Origin of the sequence: Buttiauxella sp. BIGb0552 (assembly GCF_004366275.1) — a bacterium.
In the GTDB taxonomy this organism is placed as follows: domain Bacteria; phylum Pseudomonadota; class Gammaproteobacteria; order Enterobacterales; family Enterobacteriaceae; genus Buttiauxella; species Buttiauxella gaviniae.
This window is the reverse complement of the sequence record NZ_SODY01000005.1, coordinates 409,322-428,176: the sequence shown is the minus strand read 5'-3', so window position 1 is coordinate 428,176 and position 18,855 is coordinate 409,322. Positions and strand designations below refer to the sequence as shown.

Here is an 18,855-nt window from a genome sequence, read left to right as displayed (position 1 = left end):
TATGCTTAAAACCTTGGGTTAAGCAGTAGTTATCCCAATAACAACTCCTGTTCACTTTTTGAGTTGTGCATAAGTACCTGTTTTGATCCCAGCTTATACTGCGTAGGATCACCGATCATTCACAGCTAACGATCCTTCTTAATCGCTTGATCTCTTTACCATAAAAGCGCTTATCCACAGAACATGCCGATCCTAATAAGAGATCATAATAAAGAGATCTTTAAATAAAAAAGATCTTCTTTTAATTACCGGGGATCCCAAGGCTTTCTCGAAAGGCTAAAGTTAAGTAGAATCGCCAACCCCGGGAATCAGTCATCCCCCATTTGCAAAACCGTGAGGCAGTACCATGTTTTATCCAGATCCTTTTGACGTCATCATCATTGGCGGGGGTCATGCAGGCACCGAGGCTGCAATGGCTGCTGCACGGATGGGCCAACAAACCCTTCTTTTGACTCACAATATCGACACGTTAGGGCAAATGTCTTGTAACCCAGCGATCGGTGGTATTGGCAAGGGACATCTGGTTAAAGAAGTGGATGCTTTAGGCGGTTTGATGGCAAAAGCTATCGACCATGCCGGTATCCAGTTTAGGATACTAAACGCGAGTAAAGGCCCCGCAGTACGGGCTACTCGTGCTCAGGCAGACCGAGTGCTTTACCGCCAGGCGGTACGCACTGCGCTGGAAAACCAGCCCAATCTGATGATCTTCCAGCAGGCTGTTGAAGATCTGATTGTTGAGAACGATCGCGTTGTCGGTGCTGTCACGCAAATGGGCTTGAAGTTCCGCGCTAAATCCGTGGTACTGACTGTCGGAACGTTCCTGGATGGCAAAATTCATATCGGATTGGATAACTACAGCGGTGGTCGTGCAGGCGATCCGCCATCCATTTCGCTTTCACGCCGTCTACGTGAACTGCCACTTCGTGTCAGTCGCCTGAAAACAGGCACACCTCCACGTATCGACGCACGCACCATCGATTTCAGCGTACTTGCTAAGCAGCATGGCGATAACCCAATGCCGGTGTTCTCGTTCATGGGAAATGTGAACCAGCATCCTGCGCAAGTACCGTGTTACATCACGTATACCAACGAAAAAACGCATGACGTTATTCGTAATAACCTCGATCGCAGCCCGATGTATGCAGGCGTTATCGAAGGGATTGGCCCGCGTTACTGCCCGTCAATCGAAGACAAAGTGATGCGTTTTGCTGATCGTAACCAGCACCAAATCTTCCTTGAGCCTGAAGGGCTAACCAGCAACGAAATCTACCCGAACGGTATCTCCACCAGCCTGCCGTTTGATGTTCAGATGCAGATCGTCCGTTCGATGGAAGGCATGGAAAATGCGAAGATCGTCCGTCCTGGCTATGCCATTGAATATGACTTCTTCGATCCTCGCGATCTGAAACCAACGCTGGAAAGTAAATATATCCAGGGTCTGTTCTTTGCTGGCCAAATCAACGGCACTACCGGTTACGAAGAAGCTGCGGCGCAAGGCTTATTGGCTGGTTTGAACGCAGCACGCTTCTCTGCTGAGAAAGAGGGTTGGGCACCAGCTCGCTCCCAGGCATACCTTGGCGTACTGGTCGACGATCTTTGCACCCTAGGCACGAAAGAGCCGTACCGCATGTTCACCTCACGTGCTGAATACCGCTTGATGCTGCGTGAAGACAACGCCGATCTGCGTTTAACCGCCGTTGGCCGTGAAATGGGTCTGGTGGATGACGAACGTTGGGCACGCTTTAACGAAAAACTGGAAAGCATTGAGCTTGAGCGTCAGCGTCTGAAAGACATATGGCTGCATCCTCATTCTGAGAGCGTTGAAGAAGTAAACGCTAAGCTAAGTGCTCCACTATCGCGTGAAGCAAATGGCGAAGATCTGCTGCGTCGTCCAGAAATGACCTATGCTGAGATGATGCAACTGTCAGTATTTGCGCCAGGCCTTCAAGATCCAGAGTCTGCTGAACAGGTAGAAATTCAGGTCAAATACGAAGGCTACATCGTTCGCCAGCAAGAAGAGATTGAAAAACAACAACGTAACGAAAATACGTTGCTTCCTGCAACGCTGGATTACAAGCAGGTGAGTGGTCTTTCTAACGAAGTGATCGCAAAGCTTAACGATCATAAACCAGTCTCAATTGGGCAGGCATCACGCATTTCAGGGGTAACCCCGGCGGCGATCTCCATTTTGCTTGTCTGGCTAAAAAAACAAGGTCTGCTACGCCGTAGCGCCTGATGAATACATTTCAGGGCCAGGATTTCCTGGCCTTTTTTTGATGGGTATAGACCACAGTGCTTAACAAACTCAATCGCCTGCTGGATAGCGCAGGCATTACGTTGCCAGAAAACCAAAAACAACAATTGGTTGGCTATGTTGAACTACTTCACAAATGGAACAAAGCATACAACCTGACTTCCGTGCGTCTTCCTGAAGACATGTTGGTGCGCCATATTCTGGATAGTATCGTTGTAGAGCCGTACTTGCAGGGCTCACGTTTTATCGATGTGGGGACAGGTCCAGGTTTACCAGGGATCCCGCTGGCGATCGTGCGCCCGGACTCACATTTCACGCTGCTCGACAGCCTCGGTAAGCGTGTGCGGTTCCTGCGCCAGGTTCAGCATGAGCTTCACCTTGATAACATTACGCCAGTGCAAAGCCGTGTAGAAGAGTTCCCGGCCGAGCCGCCTTTTGATGGGGTTATCAGCCGTGCTTTTGCCTCAATGACTGACATGGTGACCTGGTGTAAACATCTTCCAGCTGAGAATGGTCGCTTCTATGCTCTGAAGGGATTGCGCCCGGATGATGAAATTGCAGCCTTACCCGCAAGCTTCACGGTTGAAGACGTTATCCGTCTGCAGGTGCCAGAGCTTGATGGTGAACGCCATCTGGTGATGATTAAGCCAAACAAAAATTAATATTTATCAAAAAAAGGCGAAAAAGGATTGTTTCTTTTAGGTTAAAAAATCAAGAGAAAAAGCCTGAAACCTCTGGTTACATTCAACACTGGTTTAACTTTTCGTCATCACATTTTTAACGCGAAATGCAGAGTTAGGTTTAAAATTAGTTAAGCATGAAAATATAACCCTGCTAAATATTACGTAAGTATCAAATGCGGATAATTGTTAAAATATAAATAAAAATGTCAATGAAATGTTTTAATGATGTTTCAGGCTATTTTAAATAGAGTAGACAGTAATCAGCTTATTTATCAGACATCTGTGTTTCGCACTTAATGAGACAGACAAATGCATAATGGTTGTGACATGTTTGATTTGTGATCTTGTGCACGCTTTATTAGGCAGCTATTTCGATTGTTTGCCCTTTTAGGGAAAATAACCAGTATTTAGAAAAAGTTGAAAAATAACTGCGTTGGAAAATATTTAAACATTTGTTCACCTTTTTGCTACTTATTGTTTGAAATCACGGGGCCGCACCGTATAATTTGCTCGCTTTTTGAGGCTTGACTCAAAAGCGTAAAGGCAGTTTTATACCAGCGCGACATACCCCGAAGGGAGCAGGAGTTAGGATACGCCATGTCTGTGTCGCTATTGAGTAGAAACGTTGCTCGTAAGCTTCTGTTCCTTCAGCTTCTTGCAGTGATAGCAATTGGATTGCTGTTTTACCTCAAAGACCCCGCGTGGGGTGCTTCTGCTTTTGGCGGAGGCCTGGCAGCCTGGTTGCCAAATGCTGTATTTATGAATTTTGCCTGGCGTCACCAAGTGCATACACCGTCAAAGGGCCGTCTGGCCTGGACCTTCGCTATTGGCGAAGTATTAAAGGTGATAGCGAGCTTTACCATATTGGTGGTGGCGTTAGCTGGTTTTAAGGCGGTATTGTTGCCGCTTATTGTGACGTGGGTTTCGGTGCTGGTTGTGCAGATACTCGCACCAGCTGTAATTAACAACAAAGGGTAAGAGGCATCATGTCTGCAGGAGAAATCTCTACACCGCAGGAGTATATAGGCCACCATCTGAATAACCTTCAGTTGGACCTGCGTACTTTCTCGCTGGTTGATCCGTATCACCCCCCAGCTACCTTCTGGACACTCAATATTGACTCCATGTTCTTCTCCGTGGTTCTGGGTTTCTTGTTCCTGGTGTTATTCCGCAAAGTAGCAAAAAACGCTACTAGTGGTGTCCCAGGTAAATTCCAGACAGCAGTTGAGTTGGTCATCGGCTTTGTTAATACCAGTGTCAAAGACATGTACCATGGCAAAAGCAAGGTCATTGCACCGCTTGCTCTGACGGTCTTTGTCTGGGTATTCCTGATGAACCTGATGGACCTGCTGCCAATCGATTTCCTGCCGTTTATCGGCGAGCATATCTTTGGCCTGCCAGCCCTGCGTGTGGTGCCGTCTGCGGACGTGAACATCACCCTGTCTATGGCGCTTGGCGTGTTTATCCTGATTCTTTTCTACAGCATCAAAATGAAAGGCATTGGCGGCTTCACGAAAGAGCTGACGCTGCAGCCGTTCAATCACTGGGCATTTATACCGTTCAACTTAATCCTTGAAGGTGTGAGCCTGCTGTCCAAGCCTATTTCTCTTGGTCTGCGACTGTTCGGCAACATGTATGCCGGTGAATTGATTTTCATTCTGATTGCTGGTCTGTTGCCGTGGTGGTCACAGTGGATTCTGAGTGTGCCTTGGGCCATTTTCCACATCCTGATCATTACGCTGCAAGCCTTCATTTTCATGGTTCTGACGATCGTCTATCTGTCGATGGCATCTGAAGAGCATTGATTTTACTTACCACTACTGCGTTTTAACTGAAACAAACTGGAGACTGTCATGGAAAACCTGAATATGGATCTGCTGTACATGGCTGCCGCTGTGATGATGGGTCTGGCGGCAATCGGTGCTGCGATCGGTATCGGCATCCTCGGGGGAAAATTCCTGGAAGGCGCAGCGCGTCAACCTGATCTGATTCCTTTGCTGCGTACTCAGTTCTTTATCGTTATGGGTCTGGTGGATGCTATCCCGATGATCGCTGTTGGTCTGGGTCTGTACGTGATGTTCGCCGTCGCGTAGTAAGCATTGCTTAATACACCAAGCAATATCAGAACGTTAACTAACAAAGAGGCATTGTGCTGTGAATCTTAACGCAACAATCCTCGGCCAGGCCATCGCGTTTGTCCTGTTTGTTCTGTTCTGCATGAAGTACGTATGGCCGCCAATCATGGCTGCCATCGAGAAGCGTCAACAAGAAATTGCTGACGGTCTCTCTTCTGCAGAACGTGCCAAAAAGGACCTTGACCTTGCACAGGCCAACGCGACCGACCAGCTGAAAAAAGCCAAAGGTGAAGCTCAGGTGATTATTGAGCAGGCGAACAAACGCCGTGCTCAGATCCTTGAAGAAGCTAAAACCGAGGCAGAGCAGGAACGTGACAAAATCGTTGCACAGGCTCAGGCAGAAATCGACGCAGAGCGTAAACGCGCTCGTGAAGAACTGCGTAAGCAAGTGGCTCTGCTGGCTATCGCCGGTGCCGAGAAGATCATTGAACGTTCCGTGGATGAAGCTGCTAACAGCGACATCGTTGATAAACTGGTCGCTGAACTGTAAGGAGGGAGGGGCTGATGTCTGAATTTGTAACTGTAGCTCGCCCCTACGCCAAAGCAGCTTTTGACTTTGCCGTCGAGCACCAAAGCGTTGATAACTGGCAGCATATGCTGGGTTTCGCCGCTGAGGTGTCTAAAAACGAACAAATAGCAGAGCTTCTTTCCGGCGCATTAGCTCCGGATACTCTCTCTGCGTCGTTTATCTCCATCTGTGGTGACCAGCTAGACGCCAATGGCCAGAACCTGATTAAGGTGATGGCTGAAAACGGGCGTCTGAAAGTTCTTCCTGATGTTCTTGAGCAATTCGTTCAACTGCGTGCAGCCCAAGAGGCTACTGTTGAAGTCGAAGTGACTTCTGCCAGCGCACTAAACGAAGACCAGCTTTCGAAAATCAGCGCCGCGATGGAAAAACGTCTGTCACGCAAAGTTAAGCTGAATTGCAAAATTGACAAGTCTGTAATGGCGGGTGTCATTATCCGCGCAGGTGATATGGTTATTGATGGTAGCGTACGCGGCCGTCTTGATCGCCTGACAGACGTCTTGCAGTCTTAAGGGGACTGGAGCATGCAACTGAATTCCACCGAAATCAGCGAACTGATCAAGCAGCGCATTGCTCAGTTCAGTGTTGTGAGCGAGGCTCACAACGAAGGTACAATCGTTTCTGTAAGTGACGGTATCATCCGCGTACACGGCCTGGCCGATGTAATGCAGGGTGAGATGATTTCCCTTCCGGGAAACCGTTACGCCATTGCACTGAACTTAGAGCGCGACTCTGTAGGTGCAGTAGTAATGGGTCCGTATGCTGACCTTGCCGAAGGCATGAAAGTTAAGTGTACTGGCCGTATTCTTGAAGTACCGGTAGGCCGTGGCCTGCTGGGTCGTGTGGTGAACACCCTGGGTGCACCTATCGATGGTAAAGGTCCGCTTGAGCATGACGGCTTTGCTGCCGTTGAAGCGATCGCACCAGGTGTAATCGAACGTCAATCCGTAGACCAGCCTGTACAGACTGGTTATAAGTCCGTCGATGCCATGATCCCAATCGGTCGTGGTCAGCGTGAACTTATCATCGGTGACCGTCAGACAGGTAAAACTGCTCTGGCAATCGATGCCATCATCAACCAGCGTGATTCCGGCATCAAATGTATCTACGTTGCTATCGGCCAGAAAGCGTCCACTATCTCTAACGTGGTTCGTAAACTGGAAGAGCACGGCGCACTGGCTAACACTATCGTTGTTGTTGCAACTGCATCAGAATCTGCTGCACTGCAATACCTGGCACCGTACTCCGGTTGCGCGATGGGTGAATACTTCCGTGACCGTGGTGAAGATGCACTGATCATTTATGATGACCTGTCTAAACAGGCTGTTGCTTATCGTCAGATTTCCCTGCTGCTTCGCCGTCCACCAGGTCGTGAAGCTTACCCAGGCGACGTATTCTATCTCCACTCCCGTTTGCTGGAACGTGCTGCGCGTGTAAACGCTGATTACGTTGAAGCATTCACTAAGGGTGAAGTGAAAGGCAAAACAGGTTCCCTGACTGCGCTTCCGATTATCGAAACGCAAGCGGGTGACGTTTCCGCGTTCGTTCCGACCAACGTAATTTCTATTACCGATGGTCAGATCTTCCTGGAATCAACACTGTTTAACGCCGGTATTCGTCCTGCGGTTAACCCGGGTATCTCCGTATCTCGTGTTGGTGGTGCTGCTCAGACCAAGATCATGAAAAAACTGTCCGGTGGTATCCGTACCGCTCTGGCACAGTATCGTGAACTGGCTGCGTTCTCTCAGTTTGCATCAGATCTTGACGATGCGACCCGTAAGCAGTTGAGCCATGGTCAGAAAGTGACCGAGCTCCTGAAACAGAAACAATATGCGCCGATGTCTGTTGCGCAGCAGTCTCTGGTTCTGTTCGCTGCTGAACGTGGTTACCTCGAAGATGTGGAACTGGCTAAAATCGGTAGCTTCGAAGCCGCTCTGCTGGCTTACGTTGACCGTGACCATGCTCCACTGATGCAAGAAATCAACCAATCTGGTGGCTATAACGACGAAATCGAAGGCAAGCTGAAAGGCATCCTCGATTCCTTCAAAGCAACTCAGTCCTGGTAAAGTCTGGCGGCTTGTCTTAGGGCAAGCCGCAAGGCATTGAGGAGAAGCTCATGGCCGGCGCAAAAGAGATACGTAGTAAGATCGCAAGCGTCCAGAACACGCAGAAGATCACCAAAGCAATGGAAATGGTCGCCGCGTCCAAAATGCGTAAAACGCAGGAACGCATGGCTGCCAGCCGTCCTTACGCAGAAACTATGCGTAAAGTGATTGGCCACCTGGCTTTGGGTAATCTTGAATACAAACACCCTTACCTGGATGAACGCGAAGTCAAACGCGTGGGCTACCTGGTGGTGTCCACTGACCGTGGTCTGTGTGGTGGATTGAACACTAACCTGTTCAAAAAGCTGCTGGCTGACATGAAAGAGTGGTCCGATAAAGGCGTTCAAAGCGAAATCGCAATGATCGGCTCTAAAGGCGTCTCTTTCTTCAACTCTGTAGGCGGCAATATTGTTGCTCAGGTGACTGGTATGGGTGATAACCCTTCCCTGTCCGAGTTGATTGGCCCGGTGAAAGTGATGTTGCAGGCCTACGATGAAGGCCGTCTGGACAAGCTGTATGTTGTCAGCAACAAATTTATTAACACAATGTCTCAGGTTCCTACCCTTACCCAACTGCTGCCGTTACCGCCAGCAGAAGATGGTGAGCTGAAGAAGAAAACCTGGGATTATCTGTATGAACCTGATCCTAAAGCGCTGCTGGATACTTTGCTGCGCCGTTATGTGGAATCTCAGGTTTATCAGGGCGTCGTAGAAAACCTGGCCAGCGAGCAGGCCGCACGTATGGTGGCGATGAAAGCCGCTACCGACAATGGCGGCAGCCTGATTAAAGAGCTGCAGTTGGTTTACAACAAAGCTCGTCAGGCCAGCATTACTCAGGAACTCACCGAAATCGTCGGTGGCGCTTCCGCGGTATAACCAGGTTTACGTATTTAGAGGATTCGAGATGGCTACTGGAAAGATTATCCAGGTAATCGGCGCCGTGGTGGACGTCGAGTTCCCTCAGGATGCCGTACCAAAAGTGTACGACGCTCTTGAGGTTACAAATGGTAAAGACCGTCTGGTGCTGGAAGTTCAGCAACAGTTAGGTGGTGGCGTAGTTCGTACTATCGCCATGGGTACTTCTGATGGTTTGCGTCGTGGTCTGGAAGTTTCTAACCTCGATCACCCAATCGAAGTGCCGGTAGGTAAAGCAACTCTGGGTCGTATCATGAACGTCCTGGGCGAGCCTATCGACATGAAAGGCGATATCGGCGAAGAAGAGCGTTGGGCTATTCACCGTTCTGCTCCAAGCTACGAAGAACTGTCCAGCTCTCAAGACCTGCTGGAAACCGGCATTAAAGTAATGGACCTGATTTGCCCGTTCGCTAAGGGCGGTAAAGTGGGTCTGTTCGGTGGTGCGGGTGTTGGTAAAACTGTAAACATGATGGAGCTTATTCGTAACATCGCGATCGAGCACTCCGGTTACTCTGTGTTTGCAGGCGTGGGTGAGCGTACTCGTGAGGGTAACGACTTCTACCACGAAATGACCGACTCCAACGTTCTGGACAAAGTATCACTGGTTTATGGCCAGATGAACGAGCCACCAGGTAACCGTCTGCGCGTTGCGCTGACCGGTCTGACCATGGCTGAGAAGTTCCGTGACGAAGGTCGTGACGTTCTGCTGTTCGTTGATAACATTTACCGTTATACCCTGGCCGGTACAGAAGTATCTGCACTGCTGGGTCGTATGCCATCTGCGGTAGGTTACCAGCCAACTCTGGCAGAAGAGATGGGTGTTTTGCAGGAGCGTATTACCTCCACCAAAACTGGCTCAATCACTTCTGTTCAAGCGGTATACGTACCTGCGGATGACTTGACTGACCCATCTCCAGCAACCACCTTTGCTCACTTGGATGCAACCGTGGTACTGAGCCGTAACATCGCGTCTCTGGGTATCTACCCTGCGGTAGATCCACTGGATTCCACCAGCCGTCAGTTAGATCCACTGGTTGTTGGCCAGGAACACTACGACACCGCGCGTGGCGTGCAGTCTATTCTGCAACGTTACCAGGAACTGAAAGACATCATCGCCATTCTTGGTATGGATGAACTTTCTGAAGAAGATAAATTGGTTGTAGCACGTGCGCGTAAGATTCAGCGCTTCCTGTCTCAGCCATTCTTCGTAGCAGAAGTCTTTACCGGTTCTCCGGGCAAGTTTGTATCGCTGAAAGATACTATCCGTGGCTTTAAAGGCATCATGGACGGCGAATATGACCATCTGCCAGAGCAGGCGTTCTACATGGTTGGTACTATCGACGAAGCCGTTGAGAAAGCTAAAAAACTTTAACGCCTTAATCGGAGGGTGACATGGCAATGACTTATCACCTGGACGTCGTCAGCGCGGAGAGCCAAATGTTCTCCGGTCTGGTTGAGAAGATCCAGGTAACGGGTAGCGAAGGTGAGCTGGGGATTTATCCTGGCCACGCCCCGCTGCTCACCGCCATTAAGCCTGGTATGATCCGCATCGTTAAACAGCACGGACATGAAGAGTATATCTACTTGTCTGGTGGTGTGATGGAAGTGCAGCCTGGCACGGTAACCGTGCTGGCCGATACCGCAATTCGTGGTCAGGACCTCGACGAAGCTCGAGCCCTGGAAGCGAAGCGTAAAGCGGAAGAGCGCATCCATAGTTCCCACGGTGATGTGGACTACGCTCAGGCTTCTGCTGAACTGGCTAAGGCGATCGCGAAACTTCGCGTTATCGAGTTGACCAGAAAAGCGATGTAACTACCTGCTTGAAAAGACAAATGCCAGCCAGGTTTCCCTGACTGGCATTTTTTTCGTTTGAACTATTCTACTGCTTTGTCAGAAACTCACCTGTTTTGAATGAACCATCAGCATTACGTTGCAACGGGACTGGCAGCGTCAACGACTGATAATCTTTTATACTCAGCTGCTTACCTTCGCTGTTTACCGTTTTACCATCCCGAATGAAATAGTTGCTGCTATCTACATTTCCCGAGATAGCGTCATCATATTTTCCCTCAACGCTACGCAATGAAATGTTATCGGTGAACTTACCTTGAGTTTCCGCGCTGCCGTAAGGGCTTGGGCGGAAGATGTAGTTAAAGCGTTGGTTATCAACCGAAACGTTGTTAGCCACTACCAGCGCACCAGGGTTAAAGTTATCGGTAAAACCATCAAGGTGGTTACCAATCGCGATGCTGTTGTGGATTTCATGTGCGACAGGCTGCCCTTCCCCGCCCAGCTTGAAACCGTTGCTGGTGTTGTTACGGGCAATAGAGTTCTCGATCACCACAACGCCATTTGCACCGTCTTCAATCTTGTTGAACAGGTCATAGCCATCATCAATATTGTCGTGCGCATAGCATCCTTCAAGACGGTTTCCATCACCCACACGCATCTTCACCGCAAAGCCATCAGCATTGATTTTGCCCGGATCTTCATTACTGAAGGATTCGGCATTAACGACTTTGTTGTAGCTTGCCCACAACGGACGGCCTACATCAGCAGGAGATGAAATCTGGATGCCTGTGTCGTCATTTTTGTAGGCGATTACACTTTCGATAAGGTTATGGCTGCCCTGAACTCGTAAGCTCTTATCGGTGACTTCAATGCCTTTGACATGCCAGTAGTTACCATCCAAAGCCAGGCCGCGAATCACGACTTTGCCATCGGCCTCGAGGGTTTTCAGTTTGCCTTTTATGCCACTGTCAGCCGTCGAAATGGTAGTAAGTGGGTACTCACCGCTGCTTAAGATGATTTTTCCACCAGGAGAGATGAGGGAGATTGCGCTAGCCAAATCTAGTGGTGCGGATTTAGAACCATTGTTACTTGATGCACCATCTGGCGCTACGTAAAGCGTATTGCCTTCCATGTTTTTGACTTGCTCAACCATGAAGTTTTGGGTGACAGGGGTTTTGTCTTTACCGCTGGTTGGGGTAAAAGTCACGGTGAAACGTGCTTGCTCTTTAAGTGTGGTTGGCAGAGTGAACATCTCCCCGGCCTTGGCCACTTTTTCCTGACCGATCACAACTTCGTCCTGGCGTACGGTGAAATTGCCGTCATAGTTAGCGCGTGCCTGTACCACGTATTCGCTGGTGGAACTTTTTGCTGGAGAGGCAATTTGCATCACAACAGGCCATGCTTTCGGCACGAAAGACGCGGAAGCAACAGTATTTGCTGCACTCGTTTCTAATGACGCATCGCTAACAGTGATTTTGGCATTCCGGGAAGCAAAGAAACCGACGTAATACTTCTCTTTATCCTGGCTTGTGATGATATCGGCGCGTTTAACATTTTCAGAAACCCATGCGTCGCTTCCGGCTGGAGCCCAAGAAGTCACAAACCCATCATTGGTACGCTCGAGCTTCATGCGGAAAGTCGGTGCTTTACTCAGATCAATGGCTTCCTGGTAGCTTTTACGAGAAATAGTTGAGCCGGTATTTCCCCATGGCTGAGTAATACCATCACGCGCAATGGCCTGCATTTTCACGCGTGATGCGTCCTTTTTATCCTGCGTCATTATGGCATTCATCACCATATTGGAAGCCGCAGGAAACTCTTCGTAGCCTTCCTTCAGCGGCTCCTGGCGCGGATTGCCTAATACATCCCTTACCAGCATCCCGGCACCTTCCTGCGCGGCCGGTTTCGCACCATTTTCAGGGCCAAACTGATCGACGGTGACCGTTGCCTGTAAGACAAAATTCTCACTGGTGGGTAATGCGGTATAGAAGAACGTTAATCCATCGTGAGAGTTAGCAATTTTACCGCCACGGCTTTCGATGGTTATGGGTTTGGAAAGATCGGCGGAATCTGCAGTGGCCAGCTTTTTGCCGTCGATCGTTACGTTGTTCACACCCACTTTTTCAGGTAACACGTTAGATGAAAAGTTAATATCTGTTGATTGCCCAAAAGCAATTGCGTGCCAGATGGGTTGTTGCTGTGCGGTTGCTGGCAGGGATAAAGCCGCGCCACAAAGCGTAAGAGCCAGAGGTATTTTTGACGCCATCATTATTCTCCTTATAAATGTCCGTGCCATTATCTATAAAAATGAAATGACGTTTCTTTTATACTTGTCACAAAGGCTGATTTTTAAAACACTAACATTTCAAATATGTGGACTAGCTTTGTTTCTGACCGAAAAGAAGTCTTAATCCACAGAGATCTATGGCTTTTGTTATTTCAGAAGTACTTTTTCCGAGCTTATCCACCTACAATTGAGCACATGAGCAACTGAAAAGAGCATCAGAAGCCTGTTTTTTAGGCATCGCGTTTTTTGTTGCAAAATATGTAGAATTTTCAACGTGAAATCGTTTTACTTCCCTCTCAAATTAAAGTCAGGACGCGTATGTCAAACAATGCGATGAGCGTGGTTATCCTAGCCGCAGGCAAAGGAACCCGCATGTATTCAGACCTCCCGAAGGTGTTACATACTCTTGCCGGGAAACCGATGGTTCAACATGTTATTGATGCGGCTAATAATCTAGGCGCGCAGCGTGTACATCTGGTTTACGGCCATGGCGGCGATCTGCTCAAAAATAAACTCAGCGATAGCTCTCTTAATTGGGTATTGCAGTCTGAGCAGCTTGGTACCGGCCACGCCATGCAGCAGGCCGTACCTTTCTTTGCTGACGACGAAGACATTCTGATGCTCTACGGCGACGTGCCGCTGATTTCTGTTGAGTCTTTGCAACGTCTGCGTGATGCCAAACCGCAGGGCGGTATCGGTTTGCTGACCGTAAAACTCGACGATCCAACCGGCTATGGCCGTATCGCTCGTGAGAATGGCAAGGTCGTTGGCATTGTTGAGCATAAAGACGCGACTGATGAACAACGCAAAATTGACGAAATCAATACCGGGATCCTGGTCGCGAACGGCGCGGACCTGAAACGCTGGCTGGCGAAACTAGATAATAACAATGCTCAGGGTGAGTTCTATATCACCGACATTATCGCGCTGGCGCACCATGAAGGCCGTGCAATCACCGCCGTACATCCTGACCGCTTAAGTGAAGTGGAAGGCGTGAACAACCGCCTGCAACTATCACGCCTTGAGCGCGTCTACCAGAGTGAACAAGCAGATAAACTGCTGCTGGCAGGTGTGATGCTGCGCGATCCTGCTCGTTTCGACCTGCGTGGTGAACTGACGCATGGGCGTGATGTAGAAATTGATACTAATGTCATTATTGAAGGCTCGGTGACCCTGGGTCATCGCGTCAAAATTGGCACCGGCTGCGTTATTAAAAACAGCGTGATTGGCGATGACTGTGAAATCAGTCCGTACACCGTTGTAGAAGACTCAACCCTTGCTGCTGCTTGTTCTATCGGTCCGTTTGCACGTTTGCGTCCCGGCGCAGAACTGGCAGAAGGCGCACACGTCGGCAACTTCGTGGAAATGAAAAAAGCGCGTCTGGGTAAAGGTTCGAAAGCGGGTCACCTGAGCTATTTGGGTGATGCTGAAATTGGCGACAACGTGAATATTGGCGCTGGTACCATCACCTGTAATTACGACGGTGCGAACAAATTCAAAACCATCATCGGTGATGATGTATTTGTTGGTTCCGATAGCCAACTGGTGGCGCCTGTGACCATTGCTCGCGGTGCAACAATTGGCGCGGGCACAACTGTCACTCGTAACGTTGGTGAAGACGAACTGGTTATCAGCCGCGTGAAGCAGACTCATATCCAGGGTTGGCTGCGTCCGGTTAAGAAAAAGTAATTTTGTATTTTCCTTCTCCCTGAATGGGAGAAGGCTGGGGTGAAGGTTGTTCTCGAAAATGACCCACCCCGCAGTACTACCAAAACTATAACCCCACTCTCTACAAGGCTCGGGGCCCCGGAAAACGGGATATTTACCCAAAGAATTTCGTGCAGCCAACGCATATGTAGTGCGAAAGGCGACGGGTAAAACAGGTCAGCGACAACACATGGCGTAATGCCATTATCAGGAATCTAATCTTATGTGTGGAATTGTTGGCGCGGTCGCGCAACGTGATATCGCTGAAATCCTTCTCGAAGGACTACGTCGTCTGGAATACCGTGGTTATGACTCTGCGGGCCTGGCAGTTGTTGACGAAAAAGGTCATATGACCCGTCTGCGCCGTCTGGGTAAAGTGAATAAGCTGGCTGAAGCCGCCGCGGAAACTGCGCTGCATGGTGGCACCGGTATTGCGCACACGCGTTGGGCGACTCACGGCGAACCATCAGAAGTTAACGCTCACCCGCATGTTTCCGAACATATTGTGGTGGTTCATAACGGTATCATCGAAAACTATGAACCGCTGCGTGAAGCTCTACAGGGTCGCGGTTACACCTTCGTTTCACAAACCGATACCGAAGTTATTGCTCACCTGGTTCACTGGGAACTGGAGCAAGGCGGTAGTCTGCGTGAAGCTGTGCTGCGTACTATCCCGCAACTGCGCGGCGCTTACGGCACCGTTATCATGGACACCCGTAACCCAGACGTGCTGCTGGCAGCTCGTTCAGGTAGCCCGATGGTTATCGGCCTGGGCATGGGCGAAAACTTTATCGCATCCGACCAGCTTGCTTTGCTGCCAGTCACCCGTCGCTTCATCTTCCTCGAAGAAGGTGATATCGCGGAAGTAACTCGTCGCTCTGTAACAGTATTCGATACCAAAGGTGAGCAGGTTAAACGCCCTGATATCGAATCCAGTCTGCAATATGACGCGGGCGACAAAGGTATTTATCGCCACTACATGCAGAAAGAGATCTACGAACAGCCGAACGCGATTAAAAATACCCTGACTGGCCGCATTAGTCATGGCGCTATCGATCTCTCTGAGCTTGGCCCGCAGGCCAATGAAATGTTGTCTCAGGTTGAGCACATTCAAATTGTCGCGTGTGGTACCTCCTACAACTCAGGCATGGTTTCGCGTTACTGGTTTGAATCACTAGCAGGTGTGCCTTGCGATGTCGAAATCGCATCTGAGTTCCGCTACCGTAAATCAGCGGTGCGTCGTAACAGCCTGATGATCACCCTTTCCCAGTCTGGCGAAACGGCAGATACCCTTGCAGCATTGCGATTGTCTAAAGAACTGGGCTATTTGGGGTCGTTGGCAATCTGCAACGTGCCGGGTTCTTCTCTGGTGCGTGAGTCCGATCTGGCGCTGATGACCAACGCAGGCACTGAAATCGGTGTGGCATCTACCAAAGCGTTTACCACTCAGCTGACCGTCTTGCTGATGCTGGTGGCGAAACTGAGCCGCCTGAAAGGTGCTGATGCCTCTATTGAGCAAGACATTGTTCATGGTTTGCAGGCACTGCCAAGCCGTATCGAGCAGATGCTGTCCCAGGATAAACGCATTGAAGCATTGGCCGAAGATTTCTCTGACAAACATCATGCGCTCTTCTTAGGCCGTGGCGATCAGTACCCAATCGCAATGGAAGGCGCGCTGAAGCTCAAAGAGATTTCATATATTCACGCCGAAGCGTATGCGGCAGGCGAGCTGAAACACGGCCCGCTGGCGCTGATTGATGCAGATATGCCGGTTATTGTTGTGGCACCAAACAACGAATTACTTGAAAAGCTGAAATCGAATATCGAAGAAGTGCGCGCGCGTGGCGGCCATCTGTATGTATTTGCAGATAAAGATGCAGGGTTTGCCAGCAGCGACAACATGCACATCATTGAGATGCCGCATGTAGAAGAAGTTATTGCACCTATCTTCTATACCGTACCGTTGCAGTTGCTGTCTTATCACGTTGCGCTGATCAAAGGCACCGACGTTGACCAGCCACGAAATCTGGCGAAATCAGTGACGGTTGAATAAGCCGTTCTAAATAGACACGCAAAATAAAAAAGGCCGGTTGCGCTAAGCACAACCGGCCTTTTTACTGCTAAATCAATTATCTTCCTGCGTCACCAGTTTTGGTTCTTCAGGGGATTTCAGCAGAACCCACAAGACAATTGCCCCGATTACGTCGAACACGGAAAGCACCGCGAACAACGGGCTGAAACCAACCGTGTCGGCCAGAGCACCCACAACCAGTGCAAACATGGTGCTGGCAGTCCAGGCTGCCATGCCGGTAAAACCGTTGGCGGTGGCGACTTCGTTGGAGTCGAACATATCAGAAGACAACGTGATAAGCGCGCCAGACAATGACTGGTGGGCAAAGCCGCCAACGCACAACAGTGCGATCGCAACCATCGGGCTGCCAAACAAACCGACCATGCCTGGCAGAATCATCAGTGCAGCACCCATTGTGACCACCAGCTTGCGGGATACCACGATATTCACGCCAAAAGCTTTCTGGAACATACCTGGCAGGTAACCACCAATGATGCAGCCGAAATCAGCGAACAGCATCGGGATCCAGGCAAACATAGCGATATCTTTGAGGTTAAAGCCGTAGGTGTGGACCATAAACAGCGGGATCCACGCGTTAAACGTCCCCCACGCAGGTTCAGCCAGGAAACGCGGTAATGCGATACCCCAAAACTTACGTTGTTTGAGCAGGCGGCCAATACGGACTTTCTCAACCTTTGGTTTCTCAGGCTGCCCATCGGTTATATAGAGATACTCTTCCCGGGACAGTGATTTGGTTTTTGACGGGCGGTTATAGGTGAAATACCAACCAGCTGCCCACAGCACGCTGAAAACACCGACGATAATAAACGCCAGTCTCCAGTCTCTGATATAGATTGCCCATGCGACCAGTGGAGGAGCAATAACCGCGCCAATAGAGGAACCAACGTTGAAATAGCCCACTGCTACCGAACGTTCAGTATCCGGGAACCATTCAGTTACTGATTTCAAACCAGCAGGTATCATCGCACTTTCGGCGAAACCGCCGAGACCACGGAACATTGCCAGACCTTTCCAGCCGGTAGCAAATGACGCACCAATGCAGAACACGCCCCACATCAGGCCAAAAATGGTGTAACCCACTTTAGTGCCTAATGTATCAAGCAGATAGCCAGCAATAGGCTGTGCAATGGTGTAGCAGGCCGAAAATGTCGCAATAATGTAAGAATATTGCTGGGTGGTAATGTGCAGATCGCTCTGTAATGTTGGCGCTGCGGCAGAAATAGTATTTCGGGTTAAATAACAAAGAATGGTGCCTAATGTCACCAGTGACAGCATAAACCAGCGCTTGTGGCCTGTTTTGCGCATAACGAATCCCCGTTTTTCAAGCAATAAGTGGCCTGACCGCTGCAAGGCAGCAGGCAATTAAATAATTCAGAGGAGATAAAAATCAGCGGCGCTTCAGAAGACGTCGAGGATTCTGGTTTGGCCCATCCTGGACTTGTTTTTGTTATGTAGATCACACTATGTGTTGATAATGAACCTGTGTTTCACTTTTATTTGTGATTCATCTCAATTTTTTGTGTGTAATCTACCCCTAACGGGTAACGTATGTGACGTGTGTCACATTTCTTTAAGTGATGAGTAAATGGTGATTATGCAAAATATGAATGATACGCACCGCGAAATGCCCGCCGATTCACCCATACGAATTAATAAGTACATTAGCGATTGCGGTATCTGCTCCCGCCGTCAGGCCGATCATTACGTTGAGCAGGGCGAAGTGTTTATTAATGACAGGCAGGCGAGTTTTGGCGCTCAGGTATTTTCCGGGGATGTGGTGAAGCTAAACGGTCAGCTTATTGCACCACGTGATGACAACGATCTCGTGCTGATGGTTTTGAATAAGCCTGTAGGCATCATCACCACAATGGAAAAGAGTGTGCGCGATAACATCAGCGGTCTCATTCATAGCGACAAACGCGTTTCTCCTATCGGGCGTCTGGATAAAGATTCGCAGGGACTCATTTTACTGACCAACCACGGTGATGTAGTGAATAAAATTCTACGCGCTGGTAACAATCACGAAAAAGAGTATGTCGTCACCGTCAACAAACCGATATCTGACGAGTTTATTGTTGGGTTGAGCGTGGGAGTTCCGATACTGGGTACGGTAACCAAACCCTGTAAAGTGACAAAAGAATCCCCCCAAATATTTCGCATCACATTAGTTCAGGGGTTGAACCGTCAGATCCGCCGAATGTGTAAATATTTTGGCTATGAAGTCACCCGGCTTGAACGAATCCGTATCATGAATATCCATCTGGAAGGGTTGCCGTTAGGGGAATCACGCCATTTAACTGGCGAGGAAAAAAGCGAGTTATTGAAGCGGATTAAGCACTCAGAATCAGCAGTGTGACAGGT

At 49.3% G+C, this 18,855-nt stretch carries 16 protein-coding genes; 14 read left to right on the top strand and 2 right to left on the bottom strand.

The genetic code is table 11. From position 1 onward, the window contains the following. Positions 1-346 precede the first annotated feature (346 nt). From mnmG to EDF88_RS17080, 11 genes are all read left to right on the top strand, one after another. A complete protein-coding gene (gene mnmG, locus EDF88_RS17130) occupies positions 347-2,236 on the top strand; it encodes a tRNA uridine-5-carboxymethylaminomethyl(34) synthesis enzyme MnmG (RefSeq protein WP_064514886.1) in 1,890 nt (629 codons plus the stop codon). A 56-nt stretch (positions 2,237-2,292) separates the two neighbouring features. Then, entirely contained in the window at positions 2,293-2,916 is a 624-nt protein-coding gene (gene rsmG, locus EDF88_RS17125; RefSeq protein WP_064514884.1) for a 16S rRNA (guanine(527)-N(7))-methyltransferase RsmG, read from the top strand. Between the two features lie 618 nt (positions 2,917-3,534). Beyond that, positions 3,535-3,915 carry a F0F1 ATP synthase subunit I gene (gene atpI, locus EDF88_RS17120; protein WP_064514883.1) on the top strand — a complete coding sequence of 127 codons (381 nt, stop codon included), beginning with the start codon at positions 3,535-3,537 and terminating at the stop codon, positions 3,913-3,915. Positions 3,916-3,923: 8 nt separating this feature from the next. Further along, complete coding sequence (gene atpB, locus EDF88_RS17115; RefSeq protein WP_064514881.1) at positions 3,924-4,742, top strand: F0F1 ATP synthase subunit A; 819 nt, start codon at positions 3,924-3,926, stop codon at positions 4,740-4,742. A 48-nt stretch (positions 4,743-4,790) separates the two neighbouring features. After that, a complete protein-coding gene (atpE, locus tag EDF88_RS17110; RefSeq protein WP_000429386.1) occupies positions 4,791-5,030 on the top strand; it encodes a F0F1 ATP synthase subunit C in 240 nt (79 codons plus the stop codon). A 61-nt stretch (positions 5,031-5,091) separates the two neighbouring features. Then, the gene (atpF, locus tag EDF88_RS17105; RefSeq protein WP_034460698.1) at positions 5,092-5,562 is read left to right on the top strand and encodes a F0F1 ATP synthase subunit B; all 471 of its coding nucleotides are present in this window, start codon (positions 5,092-5,094) and stop codon (positions 5,560-5,562) included. A gap of 14 nt (positions 5,563-5,576) precedes the next feature. Then, positions 5,577-6,110 (top strand): F0F1 ATP synthase subunit delta, encoded by a 534-nt coding sequence (atpH, locus tag EDF88_RS17100; RefSeq protein ID WP_064514880.1) that lies wholly within the window; start codon positions 5,577-5,579, stop codon positions 6,108-6,110. Between the two features lie 12 nt (positions 6,111-6,122). After that, complete coding sequence (gene atpA / locus EDF88_RS17095; RefSeq protein WP_064514878.1) at positions 6,123-7,664, top strand: F0F1 ATP synthase subunit alpha; 1,542 nt, start codon at positions 6,123-6,125, stop codon at positions 7,662-7,664. A 50-nt stretch (positions 7,665-7,714) separates the two neighbouring features. Next, positions 7,715-8,578: a F0F1 ATP synthase subunit gamma gene (gene atpG / locus EDF88_RS17090; protein WP_064514876.1), complete on the top strand. Its 864-nt coding sequence runs from the start codon at positions 7,715-7,717 to the stop codon at positions 8,576-8,578. A gap of 28 nt (positions 8,579-8,606) precedes the next feature. Next, positions 8,607-9,989 (top strand): F0F1 ATP synthase subunit beta, encoded by a 1,383-nt coding sequence (atpD, locus tag EDF88_RS17085; RefSeq protein WP_064514874.1) that lies wholly within the window; start codon positions 8,607-8,609, stop codon positions 9,987-9,989. Positions 9,990-10,009: 20 nt separating this feature from the next. Then, positions 10,010-10,429 carry a F0F1 ATP synthase subunit epsilon gene (locus EDF88_RS17080; RefSeq protein ID WP_124025055.1) on the top strand — a complete coding sequence of 140 codons (420 nt, stop codon included), beginning with the start codon at positions 10,010-10,012 and terminating at the stop codon, positions 10,427-10,429. A gap of 67 nt (positions 10,430-10,496) precedes the next feature. On the opposite strand, the gene EDF88_RS17075 is transcribed toward EDF88_RS17080, so the two are convergent. Continuing rightward, positions 10,497-12,674 (bottom strand): right-handed parallel beta-helix repeat-containing protein, encoded by a 2,178-nt coding sequence (locus EDF88_RS17075; protein ID WP_134186048.1) that lies wholly within the window; start codon positions 12,672-12,674, stop codon positions 10,497-10,499. 339 nt (positions 12,675-13,013) lie between these two features. Here EDF88_RS17075 and glmU point away from each other — a divergent pair, with 339 nt between their 5' ends. Then, entirely contained in the window at positions 13,014-14,384 is a 1,371-nt protein-coding gene (gene glmU / locus EDF88_RS17070) for a bifunctional UDP-N-acetylglucosamine diphosphorylase/glucosamine-1-phosphate N-acetyltransferase GlmU (protein WP_134186003.1), read from the top strand. A 241-nt stretch (positions 14,385-14,625) separates the two neighbouring features. Continuing rightward, positions 14,626-16,455, top strand: a complete 1,830-nt coding sequence (gene glmS / locus EDF88_RS17065) for a glutamine--fructose-6-phosphate transaminase (isomerizing) (RefSeq protein WP_134186001.1) — start codon at positions 14,626-14,628, stop codon at positions 16,453-16,455. A 72-nt stretch (positions 16,456-16,527) separates the two neighbouring features. Here glmS and EDF88_RS17060 read toward each other — a convergent pair whose 3' ends face one another. Then, positions 16,528-17,799 (bottom strand): MFS transporter, encoded by a 1,272-nt coding sequence (locus EDF88_RS17060; RefSeq protein ID WP_134185999.1) that lies wholly within the window; start codon positions 17,797-17,799, stop codon positions 16,528-16,530. Positions 17,800-18,118: 319 nt separating this feature from the next. Between EDF88_RS17060 and rluF the strand changes: the two genes are divergently transcribed. Next, complete coding sequence (gene rluF / locus EDF88_RS17055; protein ID WP_134186046.1) at positions 18,119-18,850, top strand: 23S rRNA pseudouridine(2604) synthase RluF; 732 nt, start codon at positions 18,119-18,121, stop codon at positions 18,848-18,850. The last annotated feature ends 5 nt before the right edge of the window (positions 18,851-18,855 follow it).

Coding starts and splice junctions, on each gene's coding strand:
- atpB (WP_064514881.1), top strand. CDS start 3,924: ATGTCTGCAGGAGAAATCTCTACACCGCAGGAGTATATAGGCCACCAT.
- glmU (WP_134186003.1), top strand. CDS start 13,014: ATGTCAAACAATGCGATGAGCGTGGTTATCCTAGCCGCAGGCAAAGGA.
- atpH (WP_064514880.1), top strand. CDS start 5,577: ATGTCTGAATTTGTAACTGTAGCTCGCCCCTACGCCAAAGCAGCTTTT.
- atpA (WP_064514878.1), top strand. CDS start 6,123: ATGCAACTGAATTCCACCGAAATCAGCGAACTGATCAAGCAGCGCATT.
- atpD (WP_064514874.1), top strand. CDS start 8,607: ATGGCTACTGGAAAGATTATCCAGGTAATCGGCGCCGTGGTGGACGTC.
- glmS (WP_134186001.1), top strand. CDS start 14,626: ATGTGTGGAATTGTTGGCGCGGTCGCGCAACGTGATATCGCTGAAATC.
- EDF88_RS17060 (WP_134185999.1), bottom strand. CDS start 17,799: ATGCGCAAAACAGGCCACAAGCGCTGGTTTATGCTGTCACTGGTGACA.
- atpG (WP_064514876.1), top strand. CDS start 7,715: ATGGCCGGCGCAAAAGAGATACGTAGTAAGATCGCAAGCGTCCAGAAC.
- atpI (WP_064514883.1), top strand. CDS start 3,535: ATGTCTGTGTCGCTATTGAGTAGAAACGTTGCTCGTAAGCTTCTGTTC.
- mnmG (WP_064514886.1), top strand. CDS start 347: ATGTTTTATCCAGATCCTTTTGACGTCATCATCATTGGCGGGGGTCAT.
- atpE (WP_000429386.1), top strand. CDS start 4,791: ATGGAAAACCTGAATATGGATCTGCTGTACATGGCTGCCGCTGTGATG.
- EDF88_RS17080 (WP_124025055.1), top strand. CDS start 10,010: ATGGCAATGACTTATCACCTGGACGTCGTCAGCGCGGAGAGCCAAATG.
- rluF (WP_134186046.1), top strand. CDS start 18,119: ATGCCCGCCGATTCACCCATACGAATTAATAAGTACATTAGCGATTGC.
- EDF88_RS17075 (WP_134186048.1), bottom strand. CDS start 12,674: ATGGCGTCAAAAATACCTCTGGCTCTTACGCTTTGTGGCGCGGCTTTA.